The organism is Endozoicomonas acroporae (assembly GCF_002864045.1).
GTDB classification, from domain to species: domain Bacteria; phylum Pseudomonadota; class Gammaproteobacteria; order Pseudomonadales; family Endozoicomonadaceae; genus Endozoicomonas; species Endozoicomonas acroporae.
In genome coordinates this window covers 1-22715 of the sequence record NZ_PJPV01000143.1, presented here as the reverse complement: position 1 = coordinate 22715, position 22715 = coordinate 1, and the positions used below count along the sequence as shown (strand labels likewise).

The 22715-nt window shown below is 47.6% G+C and carries 22 protein-coding genes; 12 read left to right on the top strand and 10 right to left on the bottom strand.

The features are described 5' to 3' along the window. The first annotated feature begins 55 nt into the window (after positions 1 to 55). Positions 56 to 1069, top strand: coding sequence for a phospholipase effector Tle1 domain-containing protein (locus CX664_RS20200; RefSeq protein WP_101748484.1), 1014 nt, complete (start codon positions 56 to 58; stop codon positions 1067 to 1069). Positions 1070 to 1132: 63 nt separating this feature from the next. Next, the gene (locus CX664_RS20195) at positions 1133 to 1696 is read left to right on the top strand and encodes a hypothetical protein (RefSeq protein WP_146000176.1); all 564 of its coding nucleotides are present in this window, start codon (positions 1133 to 1135) and stop codon (positions 1694 to 1696) included. A gap of 49 nt (positions 1697 to 1745) precedes the next feature. Here CX664_RS20195 and CX664_RS20190 read toward each other — a convergent pair whose 3' ends face one another. Continuing rightward, entirely contained in the window at positions 1746 to 2465 is a 720-nt protein-coding gene (locus CX664_RS20190; protein WP_101748482.1) for a complement resistance protein TraT, read from the bottom strand. Positions 2466 to 2804: 339 nt separating this feature from the next. Between CX664_RS20190 and CX664_RS20180 the strand changes: the two genes are divergently transcribed. After that, positions 2805 to 3323 carry a hypothetical protein gene (locus tag CX664_RS20180; RefSeq protein ID WP_101748481.1) on the top strand — a complete coding sequence of 173 codons (519 nt, stop codon included), beginning with the start codon at positions 2805 to 2807 and terminating at the stop codon, positions 3321 to 3323. 129 nt (positions 3324 to 3452) lie between these two features. On the opposite strand, the gene CX664_RS20175 is transcribed toward CX664_RS20180, so the two are convergent. Next, positions 3453 to 4325: a tetratricopeptide repeat protein gene (locus CX664_RS20175; protein WP_101748480.1), complete on the bottom strand. Its 873-nt coding sequence runs from the start codon at positions 4323 to 4325 to the stop codon at positions 3453 to 3455. A gap of 476 nt (positions 4326 to 4801) precedes the next feature. Here CX664_RS20175 and CX664_RS20170 point away from each other — a divergent pair, with 476 nt between their 5' ends. The 4 genes from CX664_RS20170 (at position 4802) to ugpC (ending at position 9023) form a co-directional block, all read left to right on the top strand. Next, positions 4802 to 6106 (top strand): extracellular solute-binding protein, encoded by a 1305-nt coding sequence (locus CX664_RS20170; RefSeq protein WP_101748479.1) that lies wholly within the window; start codon positions 4802 to 4804, stop codon positions 6104 to 6106. Between the two features lie 77 nt (positions 6107 to 6183). Then, a complete protein-coding gene (locus CX664_RS20165) occupies positions 6184 to 7062 on the top strand; it encodes an ABC transporter permease subunit (RefSeq protein ID WP_101748478.1) in 879 nt (292 codons plus the stop codon). Beyond that, positions 7062 to 7910 carry a sn-glycerol-3-phosphate ABC transporter permease UgpE gene (ugpE, locus tag CX664_RS20160; protein ID WP_101748477.1) on the top strand — a complete coding sequence of 283 codons (849 nt, stop codon included), beginning with the start codon at positions 7062 to 7064 and terminating at the stop codon, positions 7908 to 7910. Before CX664_RS20165 ends, ugpE begins: the two co-directional genes overlap by 1 nt. Before the next feature lie 12 nt (positions 7911 to 7922). Next, entirely contained in the window at positions 7923 to 9023 is a 1101-nt protein-coding gene (ugpC, locus tag CX664_RS20155; RefSeq protein ID WP_101748476.1) for a sn-glycerol-3-phosphate ABC transporter ATP-binding protein UgpC, read from the top strand. A 156-nt stretch (positions 9024 to 9179) separates the two neighbouring features. On the opposite strand, the gene CX664_RS20150 is transcribed toward ugpC, so the two are convergent. After that, positions 9180 to 11084 (bottom strand): Lnb N-terminal periplasmic domain-containing protein, encoded by a 1905-nt coding sequence (locus CX664_RS20150; protein WP_101748475.1) that lies wholly within the window; start codon positions 11082 to 11084, stop codon positions 9180 to 9182. A gap of 69 nt (positions 11085 to 11153) precedes the next feature. Beyond that, positions 11154 to 11657: a DUF3015 family protein gene (locus CX664_RS20145; RefSeq protein WP_101748474.1), complete on the bottom strand. Its 504-nt coding sequence runs from the start codon at positions 11655 to 11657 to the stop codon at positions 11154 to 11156. 568 nt (positions 11658 to 12225) lie between these two features. Between CX664_RS20145 and CX664_RS27865 the strand changes: the two genes are divergently transcribed. Both CX664_RS27865 and CX664_RS20140 read left to right on the top strand, forming a co-directional pair. After that, positions 12226 to 12348, top strand: coding sequence for a hypothetical protein (locus CX664_RS27865; RefSeq protein ID WP_276328507.1), 123 nt, complete (start codon positions 12226 to 12228; stop codon positions 12346 to 12348). Between the two features lie 91 nt (positions 12349 to 12439). Beyond that, entirely contained in the window at positions 12440 to 13468 is a 1029-nt protein-coding gene (locus CX664_RS20140) for a metallophosphoesterase (RefSeq protein WP_146000175.1), read from the top strand. A 331-nt stretch (positions 13469 to 13799) separates the two neighbouring features. Here the strand turns inward: CX664_RS20140 and CX664_RS20135 are convergent, their stop codons facing one another. From CX664_RS20135 to CX664_RS20110, 5 genes are all read right to left on the bottom strand, one after another. After that, positions 13800 to 14303 carry an RNA ligase family protein gene (locus CX664_RS20135; protein ID WP_219622244.1) on the bottom strand — a complete coding sequence of 168 codons (504 nt, stop codon included), beginning with the start codon at positions 14301 to 14303 and terminating at the stop codon, positions 13800 to 13802. A gap of 393 nt (positions 14304 to 14696) precedes the next feature. Next, positions 14697 to 16052 carry a DUF3696 domain-containing protein gene (locus CX664_RS20125; RefSeq protein ID WP_101748471.1) on the bottom strand — a complete coding sequence of 452 codons (1356 nt, stop codon included), beginning with the start codon at positions 16050 to 16052 and terminating at the stop codon, positions 14697 to 14699. Positions 16053 to 16154: 102 nt separating this feature from the next. Continuing rightward, positions 16155 to 18047, bottom strand: coding sequence for a DNA topoisomerase IV subunit B (gene parE, locus CX664_RS20120; RefSeq protein ID WP_101748470.1), 1893 nt, complete (start codon positions 18045 to 18047; stop codon positions 16155 to 16157). A 74-nt stretch (positions 18048 to 18121) separates the two neighbouring features. Continuing rightward, positions 18122 to 18739 carry a YqiA/YcfP family alpha/beta fold hydrolase gene (locus tag CX664_RS20115; RefSeq protein ID WP_101748469.1) on the bottom strand — a complete coding sequence of 206 codons (618 nt, stop codon included), beginning with the start codon at positions 18737 to 18739 and terminating at the stop codon, positions 18122 to 18124. Further along, positions 18736 to 19281 carry an LOG family protein gene (locus tag CX664_RS20110; protein ID WP_101748468.1) on the bottom strand — a complete coding sequence of 182 codons (546 nt, stop codon included), beginning with the start codon at positions 19279 to 19281 and terminating at the stop codon, positions 18736 to 18738. Before CX664_RS20110 ends, CX664_RS20115 begins: the two co-directional genes overlap by 4 nt. Positions 19282 to 19582: 301 nt before the next feature. Here CX664_RS20110 and CX664_RS20105 point away from each other — a divergent pair, with 301 nt between their 5' ends. Beyond that, positions 19583 to 20257, top strand: a complete 675-nt coding sequence (locus CX664_RS20105) for an ERCC4 domain-containing protein (protein ID WP_101748467.1) — start codon at positions 19583 to 19585, stop codon at positions 20255 to 20257. Positions 20258 to 20288: 31 nt separating this feature from the next. Here the strand turns inward: CX664_RS20105 and focA are convergent, their stop codons facing one another. Continuing rightward, the gene (gene focA / locus CX664_RS20100; RefSeq protein WP_101748485.1) at positions 20289 to 21143 is read right to left on the bottom strand and encodes a formate transporter FocA; all 855 of its coding nucleotides are present in this window, start codon (positions 21141 to 21143) and stop codon (positions 20289 to 20291) included. 319 nt (positions 21144 to 21462) lie between these two features. Between focA and CX664_RS20095 the strand changes: the two genes are divergently transcribed. Next, positions 21463 to 21963 carry a hypothetical protein gene (locus tag CX664_RS20095; protein ID WP_101748466.1) on the top strand — a complete coding sequence of 167 codons (501 nt, stop codon included), beginning with the start codon at positions 21463 to 21465 and terminating at the stop codon, positions 21961 to 21963. Between the two features lie 325 nt (positions 21964 to 22288). Beyond that, entirely contained in the window at positions 22289 to 22411 is a 123-nt protein-coding gene (locus CX664_RS27860; RefSeq protein ID WP_276328506.1) for a hypothetical protein, read from the top strand. Positions 22412 to 22715 lie beyond the last annotated feature (304 nt).

Below are 22715 nucleotides of genomic sequence, written 5' to 3'. Positions count from 1 at the left end.
AGACATCCTGAAATCCATATGAAACGGCGAAGAGCCAACTTTAACGAATGTTGCATTGTTCCAAGACTATTATAATGCAGCGAATGGTGGGAAAGGTGCATCATTTTACCAACGTGGTGTGGGTACGGATGGAACATTAACTGATGAAATATTGGGGGGTGGGTTCGGTCATAAGGCTCGTGAACGGGTTGATAATGCTTTGAGAGAACTTGATCGCCTCATCCGTGAGAAAGATCCTGATTTCTCAGATGGAATTATTGACATTGTTGGTTTTAGCAGGGGAGCTGCAATTGCTCGTGAGTTCAGTAATGATGTATTTGATCGCATTGATAGTGGCCATTATGACCGCTTATTTGCAGGACGAGACTCAGATAGGGATCTTTGTACCCCGCTACCCTCAATAAAAATCCGCTTTATGGGGTTATTTGATACAGTAGGTTCTATAGGAGTACCTGGCGACCCTGATAATGGTGATTTTGATCTCACAACAGATTCTCGAATAGATCGGGTCGCACAGGCCGTTGCGTTGAATGAGCATCGTGATGAATTTTCATTATCTTCTGTAGAGCGTGATGAGCATAATACCGGTAGTGATAGTAAAGTCATTGAGCAAGGATTTATTGGTGCACATACCGATGTTGGAGGGGGTTATGCGGATGGTGACCTTTCAGATGCTCCACTCCAGTGGATGTTTATGCAGGCTAAAAGTGCGGGGCTGAGTTTAGGCGAGTTAAATGCGGAGCATGTTTTGATAGACAGGCCTGTCCTTCATGATGAAAGAACGGCCGATAAGTGGGTGGCAAGGAACTTTTATAAAGATGATAAAGATAGAAAGATCTTTTATGAGAATGACCCGGATTGGAGGCCGGGTTGTAGGGGGCGGGCTGAGTGCAGAAACTGGACGCCACCTGCAACACGGTACCAGAAAACGGCACCACAATTTCCTGATCTGAATCGAATGATCATAGAGGATAGGGATGACAGTAACGGAGAAATTCGTGGCAGTGTTGATATGGCTCAGTACCAGAAGTGGCTTAAAGAAAACCTGAATGTAACTGTTGAGATCTGAGGGGGAGCTGTGCGGACTTTTTTAAAAGTAATGGGACTGCTCCTTGTTAGTGGAGTACTTATTTTGACGCTATGGATTGGATGGAACATTATTTCATATCAGTCATTTGTTTACTATTTCCAGAATAGTACATATGAGTCTATGAGTATCTTCCGTGTTGTAGATGACCAAGGTCATGTTATTGCAATGCAACGCACCGATACTTTCCAGCCCGGAGAGCGAAAAAGCATAGGCGGTATAGATTATGAGATGCCTTCTTATTTGTTAATTAATTCTGGGAGTGGGGAAAAAAAACGACAAAACAAGCTTTATGTAAGCAAAAATCTACCTTGGGGAGTCTGGTTGAAGTTAACCTTTATACCATGGAAATATACGGCTGACTTTATAATAAATGTATTGCCTGATAATCAATCAAAATTGACATGGGTTTTGACAGATAAACAAAAAAAAATGCAAGAGGTCAATTGTGGAGGGTGGCTTGTAGATCATTACTATGTAGATGTCATTGATAAGTTTAAGCATGTGAGGTTTAGTGTCGAGCATCCTCGAGAATCTTATATCTGTAATCCTCTATCCTATATAGGCTTTGAACGTAAGCGAATAGAGGCTGAGCTGAGTAAAAAATGAAATGGTAAAAGCTTGCGCCACTCCATACCTCATGAAGTGGCGTGATTGCTTACAACAAACCCGAAATAGAATTCGAAAGCCCTTTCTTAAGCTCAGGCAAAGCTTCCTCAAATTTCAGATTGACCTTGTTGGCGGTAGAAACAACCCGGGTCTGGTATTTCTTCCGCTCGCCCACTTCACTGTACTGAACCTGGGTGGAGCCGCTGTTGCCCTGCTTCAAGCTGTGGGCACTGTTGCTGGAGACACTGCCCTTGGCTCTTTCCGAGAGCTGGATATCGGTGATCAGGGAGTAGGTGACATCCTTGACCAGACTATTGGCGACCAGCTCCGCCGCACCAAAAAGCAGTCCGCCAGCTGTTGCGGCTGTGCCACTACCGCCTACCGCATAACCGGCAGCTGCGCCAACAACCACACTACCATAGCCGCCTGCCAGAGCTCGCTCGGCAGCAGCCGGGTCGGTTTTACCCGCTTGCAGAATATTCACCTGCAGAAGGTAATGAGCGGCATCCGGATCATCCAGAAGCTTGTAGCCTTTACTCTGGATATTGCTGGAGATGGCGTCGGTGATTTGCAGCTGTTGCCTGTCAGAGGTATTCCTGATCTGGATAAAGACCGTCTTTTTACTGGCTGATACCGGATCAAGGAAGATGGTGTCGGACATCTGGGTCTGAACATCCAGGTCTTTCTTCTCCAGAGCCACCTGGGTGGCGGCGCAGCCGTACAGGGTAGAGGCGAGAAGTACAGTACTGATTACTTTTACAGCTTTCATTACAATCCCTTCGATTATTATTACTATTCTGCTTGAAAGTCAGTGATGAGCTTCCATTGTTGATCGTGACTTATCTTCCCAGAAATGCCCTTTTCACGAAAGTCCAAAGTCGGTTATATCATAAAAATTTGCAGAAGGTTCCCCGCCCACCGCCAGTGAACAAGTTAGTATTACGCGCTCGTAGCTCAGCTGGATAGAGTACCTGGCTACGAACCAGGCGGTCGTAGGTTCGAATCCTACCGAGCAACCGCAGTAGGACAGTCTTAAGTCCGACAGCCTCCTAGAGGGGCTGATCTCACCCCCTTTCTGGGTATCATTTATACCCTTGAAAACTGGCGTTTGATTACCGAGATACTGGAAAAAAATGTAAAGCAACCAAAGAGAACTGGGCATGAGGCTGACGAGTTAATATGGCTGGCACCCAATAATCCTTTCTGGGGAGAATCCGAAAAAGTTCTTAGTTGCTTACAATATGTACGGGATAGCGCAAAAACCACGGGGAAAAAAGCCAAAAAGCTGTACCAGCCAAAATTGTATCTGCCGCTGGCAGAAAATCATGACCGGCTACGGCGGGTTTGTGGAATAGAGTTTGAGGATTTCAATAAAGATAGCCTGTTTGGCTACACAGGAGACTTCTGCAACGGCAACGTTGAGGTGATTGTTAACAGCGATTTATTTGCTGTCGTTATATATCATTTATCAGCACCGGATACTTCTCCCATACCTATTCCGTTTGGCTTTATGACAACGGATAAAAGTCATATTGCTCATATCCGATCGCGGGTAAAGGCTTTCTTGAATGATATCGATATGGCAACAGGTAAGCCTCATGATATAGGTCAGTTAAGGCCAAAATAGTACGGTTCGAATAGGGTTTCATGTTTTACATGAAGCCTTTTCTACCTGATATGGAAAAATAGAAGGGCTTCACTTATTTTTCAGAATAAAATACTCATGTCCTCAGCTGGTTGGTTTTTTGGACGAGAACTAACTCATTTCTACATCCGACATATCTGACTGTAACAATTTCTTAAACGACAGATGGCCGTGCAGAACCTCAAAAGCCGTCTCACTGACAACTTCATCCTTTAATGCGGGAGATTGCAGTATGGCGGTTTCAAGGTCCCGTACTGCTTCATCATGCTGCCCAAGTGCCGCTTCTGCACAGGCCCTTTGCCAGTAGGCAAGCGCATATTCGTGATCATGATCAATCGCCTGATTGGTCAGTGATAGCGCCCATCGGGCCTCACCAAGATCCAGCAACGAGTCAGCCTTATAGGTCAGTGCCTCAACATCATCTGGCTTGATTTCAAGAATCTGGTCATAGATGTTGATCTGCTCATGGAGGTTTGTCTCAAGCCCTGCACGCATCCATAATGAATGAACCTGATTGGTTTGCGATATCTTTTCCTGGGCAGAAATAATCTGCTCCGAGCGCACGACCAGCTTCGTCTCAAGCTCATTCAGTCTTTTCTCATATTCCAGTGTCATCTGAGAAACCTGGCTTTCAACCTGTGCCTTAATGGTTTCACGAACCTCTCGCAATGAACGCCACCCAAGCAAAACCAGAATCGAAGCCGCGCCAGTAATGATGAAAAAGATATTGTTAACGGTATCCGTTGTATAGCGAACCGCCCGATCTGAGGCATCCAGCCGGGCCTCAGCAACTTTATTGATCAGTTCAGCCCGCATAAACTGCTGATCCTGACGGAGATTCTTGAGCTCATCAAGAATATAGCGCTCAATGAACGGCTTATAGAGGGGTTCATCAATCTCAGCTGGAGTTTGAGCCTTAACTGAAGAGATGTTCAGCACTACAGAGCAGGCAAGCAACAGCTTGAGGATAAGTTTATGAGGCATTAATCCTCCCTGGATTAGCCATCGTCTGATAATAACTGCGTTAAAGCTCTACCTTATCCCGACACAGGAAAACGGGTCAATGAGCTAAAGTTTTAACCTGATTATTCAGCCAAATCTGAGCAGGTCTCACTGCTTAAGTAGCTGGCCATATGGAATCATATATTTCTGGCTACTTGGGCAGGTGCTATGCGAGGCACAACGGAGGGAGCATAGCCGTAGCTATGTGACCGGAGTTGTAACGAAGCAGAGTGCCTGAACAAGGAGTCAGAAATATATGATTTCATATGGTTAGCTACTTATCGTTGCCCTGAAATACGAGAATGATGCCAACTGCCTGACTCAGGTATTGTTTACCTGAATCAAACATCCGTGCATTGGAAACCGGCAAGTCGAGTTTCAGATTTTAACAAAACTGTCATTTTGAATTCTTAGGATGTGTTCTGTTAACTAATAAAATCAGAAATGGATCGTTATAAATGAACATCAGAAAATTGATCGTGTTTGCTGGCTTGAGTGTCTCCTCTTTTGCGGCAACAATTGCACAGGGTGCAACCGAATTAACCCTGTGGCATGCCATGGGTGGAAGAAATGGTGAAGTGGTTGAAATATTAGTAGACCGCTTTAACCAGAGTCAGGATGAATACAGGCTGACAGCGGTAAACAAAGGCGGTTATGAAGACACGATGACTGCCGGTATTGCAGCTTTCAGAGCGAGAAAAGCGCCACATATCATTCAGGTTTTTGATGCCGGTGCTGCAACCGTTATCAATGCGAAGGGTGCCGTCTATCCAGTACAGGATCTGCTGGAAGATAATGGCATTGCCTTTGATAGCAACGATTATATCCCCGGTGTTCGACACTTTTATGCAGACTCTGCCGGCAAAATGATCGGAATGCCCTTCAACAGTTCCACACCTCTTCTTTATTTCAACAAAGAGGCTCTTGCCAAAGCCGGTGTAACTCCACCCAAAACCTGGGAAGAGTTTGAGCAGGCAGCGCCCAAACTGAAAGCCGCTGGTTATCTGGCATTGGCTCAGTCTCACAGCCCATGGATCTTTTCCGAGAATTTCCATTCCCGTCATAACCTGCCAATGGCAACTGGCAACAACGGTTACGACAGCACTGATGTAAAAATTCTCTATAACAACGATGCCCTGAAAATGCACTGGGGCAAAGTCAAAGAGTGGATGGATGATGGCTACTATGGCTATTACGGCAGAGCCTGGGGCGACAATCAGGATGCCTTTACCAAAGGCCAGGTGGCAATGTGGCTGGGCTCATCCGGTTCTTTCGGAAACTTGCAAAAAACGGCTGACTTTGAATTTGGCACAACCTATCTGCCTTACTGGAGCAGCCTGATTGAAGAGCCCAAAAGCACCTTTATTGGTGGTGCAGCACTGTTCAGTTTTACCGGGCACGATGCGGATGAATACAAGGGCATTGCTGAATTCTACAAGTTCCTGACACAGGCTGAGACTCAGTTGTTGTGGCACCAGGAAACTGGCTATGTGGCCATCACCAACGATGCCTATACACTGGCCAAAGAGAGTGGCTATTACCAGGAAGCACCGGATGCCGAGATTGGTATTCTGCAGTTGAGTCTTGATGGTGGCGAGTGGACCAAAGGCTATCGTCTGGGCTACTACGTTCAGATTCGTGAAAGCCTCTACAAGAATTATGAAAAGATTCTCTCCGGACAGACCAGTGTGGACGATGCCTTCAATTCTATTGAGCGTGAATCCAACAAACTGCTGTCCCGCTTTAACGACACTTATAACTAAGTGGCTAATTGTTCTATCACCACAGTTACTCAGGGGCTGTGGTGCTTCTGGTAACATTTTTCGGGTTATAAATTGTTGTGCAGAAAAATCAGTTTCAACACAGTGCACTGCCGTATTTCTTGATATTGCCCCAGGTACTCATCATCCTGGTGTTTTTTCTCTGGCCATCTGGCCAGGCTATTCAGCAGTCGTTTTATATGGAAGATGCTTTCGGGCTTTCCAGCGAATTTGTCGGGTTGCGAAATTTTACTGATGTTCTGGAAGATCCGGAGTATGTCAGCACGGTGTTGTTTACCCTGTTTTTTTCAGCGCTGGTTACCCTTTTTTCTCTATCACTGGCATTACTACTGGCGGTTCAGGTAAATGAAGTGTTGACCGGTGCCGGGGTTTATAAAACCTTTCTGATGTGGGCCTATGCCATTGCGCCTCCAGCGGCTGGCCTGGTTGGCAGTTTATTGTTCAGCCCTTTGATGGGGGATCTTTACAATGGTATCAACGCACTGGGCTTTGACTTTAACCATACCCGGGATGGAAGTGATGCGATCTTCGTTGTCGTTTTGATTTCTGTATGGAAGCAGTTAAGCATCAACTTTATTTTCTTCTTATCCGGTTTGCAGGGGATACCTGCTTCTGTTCAGGAAGCTGCAAGAATTGATTGCCCCGGCTCTATTAAACGATTCTGGACAGTTACCTTTCCACTTCTGGCACCTACCACGTTCTTCCTGTTGGTTATTAATACGACTTATGCCTTCTTCGAAACTTTTGGCGTGATTGATCTGACCACCCGTGGCGGACCAGCAGGCTCAACTACGACATTGGTGTACAAGATTTACCAGGATGGTTTTCTTGGCGCTGATTTGGGAGGTAGCGCCGCGCAGTCGGTTATTCTGATGCTGTTTGTTATTTGCCTGACGATTATCCAGTTCCGTTATGTTGATAAAAAGGTGCATTACTGATGAGTAAGCTATGGACTCGCACCGTCATACGTCACGGTATTTTAATAATGGGCACCCTGATTATGGTGTTGCCTTTATGGATTGCGCTCATGTCATCCACCCATACGCCGGAGACATTGTTTAAGGAAGGGCTGCAATTTTTTCCCGGAGGGCATGGATGGGAAACGTACAAGGCCATTCTTGGCGGTAATGATGATTTATCAACACCCGCCTGGCGTATGTTGTTGAACAGTCTTGTGCTGGGTCTGGGCTTTGCTATTGGTAAGATCATTATCTCCACCATTGCTGCCTATGCCCTGGTTTATTTTCGGTTTCCCCTGGCAACACCGTTGTTCTGGATGATTTTTGCAACACTGCTGCTACCTCTGGAGGTCAGGATTATTCCTTCCTATGAAGTGGTCGCCCAGCTGGAGCTCCTCAATAGCTATGCCGGATTGATTGTTCCCTTGATCGCATCAGCGACGGGCACTTTTTTCTTCCGGCAGTTCTATCGCTCAGTACCAGGTGAATTAATGGAAGCTGCCCGTATGGATGGTGCCGGGCCGGTGCAGTTCTTTATCGATATTCTTCTGCCTTTGTCGTCCACCATGCTGGCTGCAATTTTCATCATCATGTTTGTGGTTGGTTGGAACCAGTATCTCTGGCCATTACTGATGACAACAGATACTGACTACTACACAGTCGTCATTGGCATACGACAAATGTTTCAAACCATCAACGAAGGTGGTGACTTACCTCAGTTTAATATCGCCTTTGGCTTAACCATTCTGGCGACAATTCCCCCGGTGCTGGTTGTGGTGATCTTCCAGCGAATGTTCATCAAGGGGTTGGTGGAAACCGAAAAATAACAGGATATCAATATGTCTCGAGTGCAAATAGACGGCCTTGGAAAGACTTATGCCAATGGTGTTGCAGCCGTAAAAAACATCAGCATCGATATCGCTGATGGTGAGCTGGTGGTTGTCGTTGGCCCGTCCGGTTGTGGTAAATCAACGCTTCTGCGAATGATTGCAGGCCTGGAATCCATCACCAGTGGCGACTTGTGGATAAAAGATCAGCGGGTGAATGACAGGGAGCCGGCGTACAGGGATATTGCCATGGTGTTTCAGAACTATGCGCTCTACCCACATATGACGGTGTTTGACAACATGGCATACGGCCTGAAAAATCGAAAGCTGGCAAAGGCTGAGATTGACAAGCGGGTTAAAGAGGCTGCAAAAACGCTTGAGCTTTCTCAACTGCTGGATCGGAAACCAGGCCAGCTCTCAGGTGGACAACGTCAGCGTGTGGCCATGGGGCGCGCAATTGTGCGTAAGCCTGAGGTCTTTCTCTTTGATGAACCTTTATCCAATCTGGATGCAAGGCTGAGAGGCCAGATGCGACTTGAGATCAAGAAGTTGCAGCGTCGGCTTAAAACAACTGCCATCTATGTGACCCATGATCAGATCGAAGCCATGACGTTAGCCGACCGATTGATTGTTATGAACAATGGCATACCCGAACAGATTGGTACACCGGACGAACTCTATAGTAATCCGTCGTCGCTTTTTGTCGCCGGCTTTCTTGGCTCTCCCTCGATTAATTTGTTGAAAGCAACTCAGTTAGCTGACGGAATTGCATTGGGACATAGCAAAATTGCCACACTGTCGGGCAAACTTGATGGTGACTCGGCTATTTTGGGTATCCGTGCTGAGGATTTACAGCTGTGCTCAAAAGAGTATGCGGACCTGATACTGTCTGTGGAACTTGTTGAGCGGTTAGGCTCTGAGTTACTGGCGGTCGGTGTTGTAAAAGGCTCTAACGAGAGGCTTAGTGTTCGCCTTGATAAATCTGCCCAGATTGATGAAGGGCATGAGTTACCACTGGAAATCAACCGGGATCATTGGCACTGGTTTGATGCTGACACAGGTCTGCGCAATGTAGACTGTTATCGTGATGCCATTAGCGAAGCAGTGATTTAATGCTATTGATGATGCGGTTTTTTATCCTCAGCAGGGATGATATAAAACCGCTATTTATAAAGGAATACGCCGTTTACCTGCTTTACAAACGAAGAAAGGTGACTTTTTGAATATCGGCAGCGGTTATCTTGAGCCCGCTCTTCCTGTTAGCTGTCACTACCAGTAATGTCCAAAAAGCACGGTAAATTCATCACTTTCGTCATGTTCATAGGAAAACCTTAACTCCCGGTTTTTGCTAATCTGATATCGGGTATCAAAGCGGAAGCTGTTGAGGTCTGATCTGGAGCCATCAATTTGCTTCTTATGCTGGTATTTAAAAAGCGCATTTATCCGTTGAGAGATGCTGGCCACGGCATTGACAGTGATGCGACCTTCCAGATTTCCGGCCCCTTGTTTGTTGTCACGAACGGCGGCACCAACAAATCCGGAGAGAACCAGGTGATCGGTAGCCATTGCCGTGTATCCCCTGTCGCCCTCTAGCTGAAGTGTCAGGCAGGTTGCTGAACAGTCGGGCTGGGCAGGCTGTAAACCCGCTTTCAGTCTCCACGAATCATACCCATCACCGGGAAGCCCGGTCGCTTCTGTTGCGAGGCTCTGAATACTGACAAAGTCCACACCGTCCACAATGACTTTGTCGTCAAACATCGACAGTTCAACCTGGCCCATAATCAGCTCACCAAACTCAGCATGTTCTGCCCCTCCATCCAGACTGTCATAATAGGCAGGACGAATATTCACCGTCATACCACCGCCAAGCTCGTCATTGTAACGCAGCCCGAGTTGAATAAGGCTTGGGTCGCGCCCTTCATCGGGCGAGACGGGCTTTTCATAGGTGGGATTACTGCCACCGGGAGGAAGAGTGTAGCGGTGTGCCAGTACATTGTGATAGGCCAGCTCAATGACGTGTTTATCGTCCTCTGAAGCGGTCTGACCAAGGAACTGATAATAATCAAGCAGGGTATCCAGTATTGAAAACCTGTCGTCCATGCGTTCTGACTGGAAAATATCCGTATCGAGTATGTGCGGGTTGGCAATAGCTTCTGCAACCATGCTTTTATGTCGGTCCTGAAGCGTGCGAAAACGACTATAGAGACGGAACTGCCTTGATGGCTGAAAAGTAATCGCTTTTACCAGGGGTTTGCCGTTTAATGTGGCTTTGTCCAGTTCCAGAATTTGAGATTGCGGTATCACCCAAAAATCATTATCGGGGTTGGCTTTCACTCCATCGATAATCTCAAGCAATTCCCCAAGACGAAATGAGCAATTTTTATTCAGGAAAAAGTATTGGTATTCCTTACCCATGACTTCCCATGTATGGGCGAGGATAAAATCGACCTGTTCAGGTGTTAAATCCAGTTCATACTCCCAGAGGTCACGCAGTTCCAGCTCCCCGTAATTCTGATTATGAAAATAGTATTCAGCATGGCTGAAACCTCCTTTATATCCGCCAAACAAACCCTTGAAAATGTAACTGACCGGGTCTTCACCATCTTCTACAATGGCTCCAAAATTGACACTGGTATCCAGTAGCTGAGTACGGTCTTGGTCTTTTGAGTTCAGCTTCAGCAGGGTGTGGCCATAATAAGATGCCGGGTTACCCAGGTACCCCGAGGCAAAAATAATGCTTAATGATTTTGCATCACCGTACTCAGACCATTCAGAAAATTCAGGGCAGTGAACAGGCGTCACTGACTCATCTGTTAAACCAAGTTCCGACTTGAGCCACTGATACCTGGCAGGAAAACGACATTGTGCGTGAGAGTCAGGGTCACTGCCCACTGGCTGTGAGAATGCCTGTAGTGTTGCCAGTAGCTCAGCTTCCGGGTTGGTTCGACCATCGGGAGCCAGAAAGAATTCTTTGGTCTGAATTGCACTTTCAACTTCTGCACCCAATAAGCCGGATGGCTCATAAACCAGCAATTTTTTCCATGTATCGGTTTTTGATAGCTTTTGGATGGTAGCAAGATGGATATAAGGATTAACAGAGGAGGTTTCAGGCACAACAGCAAAAGAAGACAGCGATAAAAGCAACAGGCAAAGAGAGAAGATAGGTTTAGTCACTGCTTACAGGTCTTATGGTTTGGCTGGGATATGGACTGGCGCTGTCTGCAGACAACGCCAAACATCAGATCAGGCGGAGCAGCTATCCGCTACACTGGCAACACCTGCATCCATCGCCTGATAATATTGAGTGGCTTTTTCCACATCAGAAAGGGTTGAATAGCTGGCAGCTGTCACGTTACCCACCATGTCTTTGCGGATAGACTGAACAATCGTCGGGTGAGCCGATGCCTGACACCCCCGCACAGTCAACATTGCGGTCAAATGCTCACCTTGTCCAAGTGCCGTTTCTTCGGCCAGGTTATCGTAATTATCAATAATGAATTGTGCCGTTTTTACCTTGCTGCCATTACATGTTTCAGGGCTCATGGTTGCAGACGTAACAGCCGTTGATCCAATATCCCAGATGACATTTGAGGTTACCGCAGCCCACACAGGACCCTCGGAAAACAGAGCGGCTCCAATACCACAGTCTGAATATGGGTTAGGACCGGATCCAACCGGCTTGTCGGCAGCACTTACAGATGTGGCTAAGCACAGGAGTGCAGAGGCAATGACTGGAAATTTTAACATTGATAAGCTTCCCTGATGATCATTCTGATTTGAGTCCAACTCCCGCATAAGCTGTCCGTATGGCATATGCAAAAGCTTAGTATGTAACAATACTTATCGTGTCGTGGAAATACAATGCAATCTTTCAGGTATTTGGTGGTTTAAATAAATTTAACGACAGAATTCCTGAATGTCATCGCAAACTTAACGATGATATCCATCAGGGTGGTGAAAGTTTAATGCTAATTCGGGCAAAGGCCAGATGAGGGCGTACGTGTGGGAATGGGTTATTGACTCCGCAGACCATCCTGCTGACATCTGACCATGATTTGATTTATCGTAGAAATAATGTGTTTCCGGCAAGAGAAGGTGTCCTTGCAGAAAAATGCGTACTTTCACTTGGGGTGACTGTTGATAATAAGCAGGAAACATCGTCTTGATACCCATCCTGTTTCTAACGGCTCAGGCATGCGATATATCTTGAGAGCTGTAATAGCCTCTGCTAATTACTCTTGGGCAGGCTTAAAACGCTTACTCCCTCCTCGGGAAGTTAAAAACGGAAACCATTGACAATGGAGGAGCCAGCTTAATGCCTATCTCAAGTACAAGTGCTGATACCGCACTGTCTATTCTGGCTGTTATTTTCTTTGTTATCATGTTAACCGGGTTTGCCATTAATACTGGCAGTCAATATTTACGCAACAACTGTTAGATAACCATTGAGAATGCGACTACTCTGTTGACATTATCTGCATTTGGCTGCTTTTAGCATTGAAAATTCACCACTCTCCGAGGGTTATCGGTTGTTTAAGCTGTTTTTGTCCAGCGTGTTACTGTTTTTTGGCATCTTGCCACTGGCGTATATCAGAAAGAACCTCATTATTGAAAACGAGTTGTATGGCCTGTTTTTTGGTAATTATGTCTATCTTGCACACTACTTGTTGTTTACTGTACTGATACTGCTGATCGTTCATTATCTGATAAAGCCTGTGCCGGTCTATCTTGGAAAATGGATTATTGCCGCTTCGCTATGCACAGTGACTGTCATCGGTTATATCAACTATCGTTATACCGATGTCGTTCATACCCAAATCACTGTTAACAAAATCGCAGATAGAGAACAGCTGCGTATCGCCTTTATTAGCGACCTCCATCTTATGCCAACGTCCAACAAACAGCTATTTGTGGATATGGTCGCGAAGATTAACGCTGAAAATCCCGACATCATTATGTTTGGTGGCGATATTTTTCAGGACAGCCATACCAACGTTAATGAGGGATACAAAAAAGTTTTTGCTGAATTAAAAGCAAAATATGGTGTCTATGCGATTCTTGGCAATCATGAATACTACGGTAACGATGTGGATGGTAATGTTGCCTTTATCAAGAATTCAGGAATTGAGATTCTGCACGATGAGGTACTCACTATTGATGGTATTCGCTTAATTGGCCGCGATGACATCGGCAATAAGTTTGCCGTTACCAATCGGATGAGTCTGAAAGAAATTTATGAGCGCGACAATGTTCAAGCCAGTGATCCGATCATTGTCTTTGACCATAATCCCGTCTCGATACCTGAAAGTATTGAGAACAAGGCCGATCTACAGGTTTCCGGTCACACTCATGCTGGCCAGTTCTTCCCTTATAATCTGATCTTGCGTCGAATGTACCCGAACGTCGTAGGCCATAAACTTATTGACGGGCTACACACTATCGTCAGCGCTGGTGTTGGTGTGGGTTGGTGGAAAATCATTGGGCCATGGCAAATGCCCTACCGATTTGGCACCAGTGGTCAAATTAATATTATTGATGTGAGCTTCGCAGCACTCTAAACAAGGCAGTTGAAATAAAAAGCAACGAGCGCAACAAGCCCTGCCAGATTTGGCCTGTGCAGGTCTTTTGGTCGCAATAATACAGTCATTTGCCCGTTTCCAGGGTGGTGTATTGTATTTAAGACTGGCATAAAGGCAGCTTGAGCCTTGAATCATAACAACGAATGTTGCGCTCGTTGCGGTTTTAATCAAGAGGCAATAACTTGGGGGCAACGCTGCCCCCAATCTGGCGATTAATCTTCTAATCGCCCAGTTTCTTTGCCGAAATCACCCATCCTAATAAATCGCTCAATATTTGACCAGAATTTAAATCTACTCTATTGCATACTTTTTAATCCAGTTTGGCTCGGCCTTCACACCACTGAGCAGAGTCTTTGCGGATGATAACTCCCTCAGGAGATCCGTTTCGATAGCGACTCTTGCTGTTGTTTAGCAACCTCATAAGTTCTGAAAGGGAAGTCTTGCCCTGATAGAGTTTGGGTACAGAAGGTAGCCCTAGACTGGCTGCCAGCTTATCTCTTCGCTCAACACTCCAAAAAGTCTGGGCTTTGCGATCATAGACATCAAACAGCAAGAACCAATCAGGCAAACCATTGTAATCCAGTGAATGGCGTGCAGCGCACCACTCACCAAATAAAATCAACTGATAATCCAGTTGATCCTTTATTGCAAACTGGTACTGCCCCAGCCATGAGTTCAGGCGGGAAAATTGTCCGTTATAGGGTGTCGAAAGGTACTGCCCACGGTTCTGTGCTTGTAATTGGTTATCCTCTCCAATGGAAATGCCTATATTGGCACCGTCCACCTTCTCCTCAACTATCACGGTTGAAGTCAAAAGTTCCTTAACTTCAGGAGGCGTTATTTCCTTATCCCCCCCTGGGTGAACCTTCTCCCAACCATGCAATATGGGGAGTATGGGGAAAACGAAAAAAATCAGTCACCGATCATCCCTCACGGTAAATCTGGAACAGCCTTATCTGGAAACTTATTAACATAAAATCTACAGATATCATCTCGGCATAAAAATTCAATATTTATGCCCTTAGCTCTCAATGCTGGCCACCAATCCAACCATTTACAATCCACTGCTTGCAAAATAGCTGGTTTATCCGGGTGAGTATTGGCTACAGCTGGAAACTTGCGGTCTGGAGAGTCGAAGCGGGGCTGCAGGTCCTGATCTGGAAACTCTGCAAAGTGGTCAGTTGCCGTTTCTGTGATCTGTACCGACTCAACACGCCGTATGTTTCCCTGATTTTGCAGAAGCCATTTCATCGCCGAAGAAGTTGTCCGGCCAGTTCTCAATCTCACCATAGTCATTCAGCTTGAGTGATTCCAGCTCCGCCTTTGAGCCTGCCCGGCGACAAAAGTAGATGGCTATATCGTCTGGTGTTATCTCACCCTCTGCAATACGTCGCTGCAAGCGATTGAGAAAATGTTCTGAATGACTTTCCACAATCAGCTGTACATGGCGCTCTATACCATTTTCCCGGGCTTTGGTGGCGGAGATAAATACATCCGCCAGCTCAGCCTGAACCTGAGGGTGAAGGTGGATTTCCGGCTGTTCCATCCAGACTGTGGAATAGGGCTGACAATAAAAGGCCTGTACTAAAGCAGGCAGCACTTGAGAAACACCAAACCCCACATCGGTCAACTTTACCTCGCTGGCATTTTTGTGGGTTTTCACCAGTACTTCATACTCTTTTCTACCCACAGCTACGGGCTTCACCGAAAAGCTATCAATAATGCCCAGATCCTTAAGCCAGTGAGCAATAAACTCATCAAAACGGTGAGTGCGCTTTTTCGGGCCACGGTTGATAGATCGCCCCTCTGAAACGGCCGCCAGAATAGAGGCAATGGTCAACTCTCCCTTTTGGCCAACGCTCTCAGGTGTCTCCCCGGACCAGGAATAGATACGCTTCGGATATTCCCGCAACGGGCCGAGATAGGTGACCCGACTTAATGCAGCTTCTGTTTCCAGGGCAAGGTCGGATAGAAATTCGGCATTTTGAAAACGGGCACGACTCTGGTCAGAAAGGCGATAAAATTTATCCGGTTCATCCAAAGACCATACACGCCCGGTATTGCGCACAAAGTTGTACTGCCCGGAGTCCAGTTTGAAATTGCCTTTTTCATCTCGGGCATAATCCACTGTCATAGTGGGTTGATGCTGCTGATACAGGCTGTAGTGCATCTGTTGCACTTTGGGTTGTTGATGCTTATCAGCCAAAAGTTCAACCTTGAGGCGCAGTTCATCACCTGTGAATTTGCTATGGCGGAGGGGATCACGAAAGTCTATTTTGTCCGTTGTCTGCCAACCCAGATCAAACGACAGTGGAAGTTCAAGATCATGATTGTGCAGACATTCCGCAAACGTACCCAGATCAACCAGAGCCTTATCATCCCCCAAGTGCAGGGGGCGCTTACGGTCTGTAGATTGCACAGTCTGTTTAAGCGCCAGCAGTAAATGCCCCAGACTGCTTTTTCCAGCACTGTTGGCACCAAAAATAACCGTCAGGGGAGCCAGACGAACAGGCCCGGTATCTTTCCAGGCCTTGAAATTTTTAATCTGTAAATGGGTTAGCATCAGGCCAGCTCTCCACGTTCCAACTTATCCCATGCTTCCAGCACCGGGAGCTGAGTGCGGAATTAATAATCTCTTTCGAAGTCTTTCTTTAAAAGATCAACATTAAGCAATTTCAACCAGATTCCCCCTGGACTCCAACCAGGTCTTACGGTCTGAACTGCGCTTCTTGGCCAGCAGCATATCCATCCGCTGAGTCGTCTCCTGCTCATCGTCGAGAGTCAACTGAACCAAACGACGAGTGTCTGCAGACATGGTGGTTTCACGCAACTGCAGAGGATTCATCTCGCCCAGTCCCTTAAAGCGTTGCACATTGATCTTGCCTTTCTTTTTCTCGGCACGGATGCGTTCAAGAATGCCTTCTTTCTCCGCTTCATCCAGGGCGTAATAGACGTCTTTGGCCATATCAATCCGGTAGAGCGGAGGCATGGCAACATAAATATGGCCGCGTTCCACCAGCGGGCGGAAGTGTTGAACGAACAGGGCGCAGAGCAGGGTCGCGATGTGCAAGCCATCGGAGTCCGCATCGGCCAGGATGCAGATTTTTCCGTAGCGCAAACCATCCAGGTTATCCGATGCCGGATCAACCCCCAGGGCTACGGAGATATCGTGTATTTCCTGGGAGGCCAGTACTTCTGAGGAGTCCACTTCCCAGCTGTTGAGGATTTTACCCCGCAACGGCATGATGGCCTGGTACTCACGGTCACGGGCTTGCTTGGCAGAGCCGCCCGCCGAGTCCCCTTCCACCAGGAACAGTTCGGTCATGCTCAGGTCCTGACTGGCACAATCCGCCAGTTTACCCGGCAGTGCTGGCCCCTGGGTTACTTTTTTACGGGCGACCTTCTTGGCTTTGCGCATCCGTTTCTGGGCATTGCTGATGCAGAGTTCTGCCAGCAGTTCAGCTTCAGCGGTATGTTGGTTCAGCCAGAGGCTAAAGGCATCTTTTGCCACACCGGAGACAAAGGCGGCACACTCTCTGGAAGAGAGGCGTTCTTTGGTTTGGCCGGAGAATTGCGGGTCTGCCAGCTTGGCAGATAATACGTGGGCGCAGTTTTCCCACAGGTCATCGCCACCGAGTTTCACGCCACGGGGCAACAGGTTCCGGAACTCACAGAATTCCCGGATGGCTTCCAGCAGGCCGGTTCTCAGGCCATTCACATGGGTGCCGCCCAGCGGGGTGGGAATCAGGTTGACATAGCTTTCCGTCAGCAGTTCACCGCCCTCGGGTAACCATTGGACGGCCCAGTCTACCGCCTCGCTTTCCCCTTTCAGGGAACCGGTGAAGGGTTCAGCAGGGAGCACGGCAAAGCCTCTGGTGGCACTTTTGAGATAGTCATTCAGGCCATCTTCGTAGTACCACTCGGTCACGTCTTCAGAAATACGGTCATCAAATTCAACCCGCAGGCCAGGGCAAAGGACGGCCTTGGCTCGGAGAATATGCATCAACCGGGGTACGGAAAATCGTGGGGAGTCGAAGTAGCTGGCATCGGGCCAGAAACGAACCATTGTTCCGGTATTGCGACGTCCGCAGGTACCGGTTTCGTGAAGGTCTTCGTCCTTGTAGCCATCTTTAAAGCTGATGGCTGAAACGATGCCGCCACGGCGAACGGTCACTTCCAGACGGCTGGAGAGCGCATTGACCACAGAGACACCCACCCCGTGTAAACCACCGGAGAACTGGTAGTTCTTGTTGGAGAATTTACCACCGGCATGCAGGCGGGTGAGAATAAGCTCAATACCCGAGATGCCATGTTCCGGATGGATATCGGTGGGCATGCCACGGCCATCATCCACTACTTCCAGAGACTGGTCTTTGTGCAGGGTGACCTTGATATGGGAAGCAAACCCTGCCAGAGCCTCATCCACACTGTTGTCGATGATTTCCTGGGCAAGATGGTTTGGCCGGGTGGTGTCGGTGTACATTCCGGGGCGTTTGCGCACCGGGTCGAGGCCACTGAGTACCTCAATCGCCTCGGCATTGTAGTCGTTCTTTACCATGAGTCCTTGCTGACTGATCGCTTTCAGACGTAAAGCGTGAAAATAGAGAGTGTAACGAATCGACGGTAATTTGTTCAAACGGATGTCGGAAAATCCTGTTCCAGAAAGTCAAAGATTTCTGGCAGCATTGTCTCAAAATGATCAAAAGCGTGGCTGCCACCTTCCTGTACGATCGCTCTGCATTGCTGATATTTTTCCACCGCCAGGCGGTAGTCCAGGGTTTCATCGCCCGTCTGTACCATAAGCAGCGTGTTGTCCGGTGATGCTGGTGGCTCTGTTTCCAGAAGGAGCAGCTGCTCAACATACTCTTCGGTCATCACCCAGTCGGCTCCCGTATGGAAGTTTTTCTGGGGGCCGAGAAAGGCTTCGAATCGTTCATGGGGAACGACGGCCGGGTTAATCAGCACCAGTCTTGCCTTTTTCCGGTGGCCATTATCCAGTAGCCAGCGTTGCAGCCAGGTTCCCAGGAAACCACCAAGGGAGCTGCCAATGATGTAGATATCCCTGAGGTTCAGCGACTTTTTCAGGTGGCTCTGTAAACACTGCACAATATCCGATGGAAAAACCGGCAGATCCGGTATCCATAATTCAATATCCAGCCGGTTATCCCGGACATACCCGGTGGTTTGGATAGCCTTGCTTGACTGGGATGAACTGTTCAGGCCATGCAGGTAGACCAGCAGCGGCTTCATATTTTTGCCCCTATCATTCTATTCACCAGTTCTGCCGGGGAGTGGTCAATCACCAGCTGGTCATACCAGTAGCGGGTGATAAAGCCTTCATCCACGGCATTCTCCAGCCAGGCCACCAGATGATCATAATAGCCAGCCGTATTCAGAATGGCGCAGGGTTTACCATGGTAGCCTACCTGCTTATGAGCAATTTCCTGAAACAGTTCATCCATGCTGCCAACACCACCGGACAAGGTGATAAAGCCATCCGCCAGCTCACCCATGGTCTGCTTGCGCTGGTGCATGTCCTGCACATGGATCAATTCGCTCAAGCCTTTATGGGCCTGCTCCTGGCCGATCAGGGCATGGGGAATCACCCCAACCACTGTGCCACCGCCGGCGATGGCTCGATCAGCGATAGCGCCCATCAGTCCAACATTACCACCGCCATAAACGATGGTGATGCCTTGCTCTAACAGCGAGTCCACCAATGCCTCAGCGGCCTGACGGTACGCTTCCTTACGACCAGACCGGGCACCGCAGAAGATTGCCACTGACTTCATTGCTTATCCCTCTATTTCTCTGCATGGCAATAAGTAGCTAACCATATGAAATCATATATTTCTGACTCCTTTCAGGCTCTCCCGGCAACCGCTCCTGCGTTGCTCTAGCTCCTGCATCCATGCAGTCGTGCTTCGTTACAACTCCGGTCACATAGCTACGGCTATGTTCCCTCCGTTGTGCCTCGCATAGCACCTGCCCAAGTAGCCAGAAATATGTGATTCCATATGGCCAGCTACTTAGCAAGCATACACAATTAGCTATACTGCTGCCTGTCCTAATGATCAGAATAACTTTCATACCATGCATGATATCGTGATTGACATCGATTATCGGGAAAGGGCTTCAGGGATTGTTGACATACTGCAGGAGCGGGAAGGGATTGTTGTGAACACCGTCTCTCTTGAAAGCGGAGATTATAAAATCAACAACGACTGGCTGGTTGAGAGAAAAACGCTAACCGATCTGGCTGCCTCCATTATTGATGGTCGGTTATTTCGGCAACTGAGCCAGTTTTGTTTTCCTTATCGCAAAGTATTACTGATTGAAGGAACTACTGACATGTTGTGTTCATCGGGTATACGACGAGAGTCTATTCAAGGGGCTCTGATCACAGTGTCACTGTATTTTGGTATTCCCGTACTTCGTTCCATGAACCCGAATGAAACTGCTGCATTATTGATTATGGTGGGGCGACAATGGAGCAAGTTCAGAGGGCTGATGAATTCTGCGGGTATGGGTTCCCGGTCTGTTCCATCTAAAAATCCGGTCCGGCAAACGTTAAATATGCTGCAGTGTTTGCCGGGTGTTGGCTCGCTGAAAGCCCGGGCTCTGTTGCAGAAATTTGGTTCGATTGAAGCCGTCTTGCTGAGTTCGGTTGAAGAGCTGGCACAAACCAGGGGGATAGGCAGAAAAACAGCGCAGGGCATCAAGCAGATGTTGAGGCATTCCCACACTGGAAAAGCTGGAACTGAATGACCACATCAGAGGTCATTCAGTTAAACCGTGATTAACCTTTAATACGAAGGTGCACAAACCACTTGCTCAAACCCACCATCACACCACCACCAATGATATTACCGATGGTAACTGGCAGCAGATTCATCAAGATGTTGCCCAGGGTGATCGTGTCGAAATCGGCAGCGGTGTAACCAATCGCCTGCCAGAATTCAGGGCCTGCCACAGTCTTAACCATGTAGCCCACTGGCAACAGGTACATGTTGGCTACGGAGTGCTCAAAACCCGCTACCACAAACGCCGCTACCGGCAGAATGCAGGCCATCATTTTACCCGCAGCTGTGCGTGCACTCAGGGTCATCCAGTAGCACAGGCAAACCAGCAGGTTACAGAGAATACCCAGGATCAGGGCCTGGAAGAATGGATAGCCCAATTTGGCCTTGGCAATATACATGGCCGAGAGGCCTACCTGGCCATTGCCGCCTTCCCAGACCCCGCCACCAATAATCAGCAGGGCAAAGAGAATAGAGCCGATAAAGTTACCAACGTAAACCAGCCCCCAGTTTTTAACGATGTTACGGAACTTCAGTTTACCCGTTGCCTTGCCCATCAGCAGCAGGGTACTGCTGGTAAACAGTTCGGCACCGCAGAGTACTACGAGCATCAGGCCGGTACTGAAGACAATACCACCCACCAGTTTGGACATACCGTAAGGCATGTTTTGGGCACCGGCCATCACTACGGTATAGAACATGCCGGCAATGGCCACAAAGATACCGGCCATAATCGCCAGGATCATGGTTATCTCAGGGTGTTTTTTGGCTTTGCCTATTACTGCCTGCTCAGCCAGCTTTGCCATTTCCGCAGGAGGAACCGCACCATAGTTGGGCATATTTTGAACTTGCATGGGGTTATCCACAGCCAATCGATGTTGGCGCTAAGTCTACCAGTGAGAAGAATCGGGTATCAGAGTGGTAAATTCATCGGGTATTGCGAAAAATACTTAGTACATGGCGTGAACACTTCATAAAATGAGTCAATGAACAAAAACAGTGCATTAAAAAATAGATAGAGTTTGTGCAAAAGAACAGTTGCTTCTTGTGATAAATACAGCGACGATAAAATGAGTTGTGTTATAAAAATGCTGTTCAATATCCACAGGCATCGAGCATACCGTTTTCCGGTTCTTCACACACCAATGGAGAAAAGGATGGAGGGAAAGTGCCATGAATAGTCATCTGCTGATCATTGCCCTGGGAGTCACTGTTCTCGGCTCTGCGCAAGCAGACGACCATGGGCAGATGGCTGGTGCTGTTGAACTGCTGCCTGAGCAACACGCGGCAGAATTCCCGGATAAGCCCTCTACCTTAGAACTAAGCAACCAATCATTAAGCCCGGCCGATAACGCCAGAGGCCTGCGCATTGATTATCAGCCTTTTGATAACAACTTCAGTATGTCGGCTGGCAGTTTTCGCCATGCTGCAAAAGATTCACTGAATTCACGCTACAACAAAACCTATCTTGGTGTAGGTTGGAAGAAAATGGTGGATCAGGCAAGGCTGGGTGTTCGGGTTGATATTGGTGCTGTTTATGAAAACAATGAGGGCAGCAATCTTGCCGCCCCTACGGTTAATAGTTTGAAATCCATCTCAAGAAACAACGTTGATGAAACGACAACTGCCCGCTGGCAGCCTGTTATCAGTTTTGGGGTTTCTTATCGTTTCTAGGGTTTCAATGAGTTTGACGGGTTGTCGTGCCTCCGCACTCCGTTCGTCCTGAGGCCTGTCGAAGGGCGTAAACTCCGGCCTCATGTATTGTGCCAATCACCCTTCGATACTTCGACAAGCTCAGCACTCAGGATGAACGGAGATCGAGTTCAAAATGTCGAAATTATTTCGGGACAATCCCTTAACTGTAAAAGACATGTAGAATCCACACTCCAGTGACAGCAGCCTTTACACCGTAATAAATAAATGGAAATTCAACCCCATTGACCGAAATACTCCCGACCTGTTACCGGCCAGCATTCAGGATTATCTTCCTGAAGACTATATGGCTCGTTTTGTCGTGGATGTTGTTGAACAGATTTTGATGATTGCTCAGGAAGCTGACTGCCTCAAGCTGGGCAATGTGAGTTTAGACGGCACCAATATCAAAGCGAACGCCAATAAGTAGTTGGCCAAATGGAATCGTATATTTCTGGCTAAGTGGACAGTTACTATGCAAGGCACAACGCAGGGAGCATAGCCGTAGCTATGTGACCGGAGTTGTAACGCCGCAGAGTGACTGTCCACTTAGTCAGAAAATATGATTTCATTTGGTTAACTACTTAAAGCAGAGAGTTGTTTCATCATATTCTGGCTCCGTTTACAGGCTGGATAGCGTTTGTTGTCCACAGACTTCGCTCTCGGCCTTCCACAATCAGCCTGAGTTGTTGCTGAACTCCGGGGGGAAGACGACGATAATTAATCTTTTGGTA

Coding starts and splice junctions, on each gene's coding strand:
- CX664_RS20190 (WP_101748482.1), bottom strand. CDS start 2,465: ATGAAAGCTGTAAAAGTAATCAGTACTGTACTTCTCGCCTCTACCCTG.
- CX664_RS20175 (WP_101748480.1), bottom strand. CDS start 4,325: ATGCCTCATAAACTTATCCTCAAGCTGTTGCTTGCCTGCTCTGTAGTG.
- CX664_RS20170 (WP_101748479.1), top strand. CDS start 4,802: ATGAACATCAGAAAATTGATCGTGTTTGCTGGCTTGAGTGTCTCCTCT.
- ugpE (WP_101748477.1), top strand. CDS start 7,062: ATGAGTAAGCTATGGACTCGCACCGTCATACGTCACGGTATTTTAATA.
- ugpC (WP_101748476.1), top strand. CDS start 7,923: ATGTCTCGAGTGCAAATAGACGGCCTTGGAAAGACTTATGCCAATGGT.
- CX664_RS20145 (WP_101748474.1), bottom strand. CDS start 11,657: ATGTTAAAATTTCCAGTCATTGCCTCTGCACTCCTGTGCTTAGCCACA.
- CX664_RS27865 (WP_276328507.1), top strand. CDS start 12,226: ATGCCTATCTCAAGTACAAGTGCTGATACCGCACTGTCTATTCTGGCT.
- CX664_RS20125 (WP_101748471.1), bottom strand. CDS start 16,052: ATGCTAACCCATTTACAGATTAAAAATTTCAAGGCCTGGAAAGATACC.
- parE (WP_101748470.1), bottom strand. CDS start 18,047: ATGGTAAAGAACGACTACAATGCCGAGGCGATTGAGGTACTCAGTGGC.
- CX664_RS20115 (WP_101748469.1), bottom strand. CDS start 18,739: ATGAAGCCGCTGCTGGTCTACCTGCATGGCCTGAACAGTTCATCCCAG.
- CX664_RS20110 (WP_101748468.1), bottom strand. CDS start 19,281: ATGAAGTCAGTGGCAATCTTCTGCGGTGCCCGGTCTGGTCGTAAGGAA.
- CX664_RS20105 (WP_101748467.1), top strand. CDS start 19,583: ATGCATGATATCGTGATTGACATCGATTATCGGGAAAGGGCTTCAGGG.
- focA (WP_101748485.1), bottom strand. CDS start 21,143: ATGCAAGTTCAAAATATGCCCAACTATGGTGCGGTTCCTCCTGCGGAA.
- CX664_RS20095 (WP_101748466.1), top strand. CDS start 21,463: ATGAATAGTCATCTGCTGATCATTGCCCTGGGAGTCACTGTTCTCGGC.
- CX664_RS27860 (WP_276328506.1), top strand. CDS start 22,289: ATGGCTCGTTTTGTCGTGGATGTTGTTGAACAGATTTTGATGATTGCT.